Source organism: Micromonospora sp. NPDC049089 (genome assembly GCF_040648775.1).
Taxonomy (GTDB): Bacteria; Actinomycetota; Actinomycetes; order Mycobacteriales; family Micromonosporaceae; genus Micromonospora.
This window is the reverse complement of the sequence record NZ_JBEZEH010000394.1, coordinates 1-1,657: the sequence shown is the minus strand read 5'-3', so window position 1 is coordinate 1,657 and position 1,657 is coordinate 1. Positions and strand designations below refer to the sequence as shown.

Sequence of the window (1,657 nt, the reverse complement as noted above, 5' to 3'; positions counted from 1 at the left end):
CTGGTGGGCCGGGGGCGGCGCTGATGTCGGTGTGCAGGTCGCCTCTCGGCGAGTGGCACGACGCGGCTCCAGCCGAACGGTATTCCGCGAGGGCGATATTAGGTGAGGCCCGGGGACACTGAGTCACACCGACACCCGCACAACCAGCCCGCCACCGCCGTTGTTCCCGCACCCCGCCTCACCCACCCACCCGATCGCCGCCCGCCCGGCCGGACCGCCGCCCGGCCATGGCTCCGCCCCGCGATGGTGCCGCCCCCGCCGTGCTGCCCTCGTGCCTTAGCGCCGCGGCCGCTCCGCTCCCGCCGCACCGCCGGCCGGCGTTAGGCGGGCGGCCGGCTGGTCGGCGCGGGCGGGGCGTGCGGCGCGGGCGGGCGGCGCGGGCGGCGCGGGCGGGGCGTGCGCGGGCAGGGCGGTTGGGGCGGGCCGCGCAGGCGGGAGCATCAACCCGCGCTGGCCGACTGGCAGACCTGTCGGCTGTCGATGGTGGCGGTGCCGGCCACCACTCCGTACCACCGGTGGTGGCCGGTGGTCGGCGGGCGGTCTCAACGCCTCGCCGCTGCGCCGGACCGTTCTGCCGCGGGGTTCCATCGCCGCACGCTGGTCGTCTCACGACCGCGCCACCCGCCGTCGTGCCGCGCGCTTCGGCCACAATCCTTGAGATCTTGGACAGTTTCCGTTCGCACGTGACGGAAAGTGTCCAAGATCCGCGGGCGGATGCGGGTTGGATCTCGCTATCCACATCCCGCGAGGGCTTCGGCACCGCGGGATCCATTTCTAGGTCCAACCGCCGACCCCGAACGCCCGTGGCCGGCAGTCAGCGACCGGCGGCTGGCGTCGGGGGTCGGGCTAACCGGCGGCCGGCGACCGGCGACCGGCGACTGCTAACGACCGGAGGTCAGCGCATGGCCCCGGTGCACCGACCAGGCGGGCTGGATGAACCACAATGGCCCACAACAGAAATGCCGCTGGCCGGCACCCCGGTGTTGCGGGTGCCGGCCAGCGGCTGATGCTGTCGTGCGGTGGTGCGGGTCAGCTGTTCCAGTGCTGGGCGACCAGGTCGGTGGCCTGCTGTTCCCACTGGGCGTAGGCGTCCGGGTAGGCCGACACCTGCACGGTCTGCGCGGCGTCGGTCAGCGCCATGTCCTGCCACCCGTCAACCTGCTTCAGACCCTTCAGGAACGCCGTCGTGGAGTACTCGGGGTTGGTGATCTGCTCGGGTGTGCCCCAACCGCTGGTCGGGCGCTGCTGGAACAGGCCCAGCGAGTCGTGGTCATTCTTCTCGCCGAGGTGGCCGAGGTTCTCCAGCTTGGACTCCTGCAGGCTCGTCGCGATCGAGATGACCGCGGCCCGCTCCGGCAGACCAGCCTTCTTCGTCGCGGCGATGATCGCCTTCACGTTGGCGGTCTGCTCGTCGTTGAGGCTGATGTGGGACTGGTCGCCCTGCGGCTTCGGCGCGGCGGACTGGACGGCCACCGCGACGGGCTTGGCGTCCACGGCCGGGCTGGCGGCGTGGGCGGCGATCGGACCGGCGAACACACCACCGGCGAACGCGAGACCAGTAACAGACAGCATGCTCTTACGAATGATCGTGTTCATGGGGGTAGCTCCTTCTGGGGTAGAACACCCACACCACCAGGGGGACGGCTGCTGCCCAGCG

General features: G+C 71.8%; 1 protein-coding gene. It reads right to left on the bottom strand.

Going from position 1 to position 1,657, the window contains the following annotated elements; all coding sequences use genetic code 11:
• Window positions 1–1,029: 1,029 nt before the first annotated feature.
• A complete protein-coding gene (locus AB0B48_RS33040) occupies window positions 1,030–1,596 on the bottom strand; it encodes a hypothetical protein (protein WP_357208566.1) in 567 nt (188 codons plus the stop codon).
• Window positions 1,597–1,657: the final 61 nt, after the last annotated feature.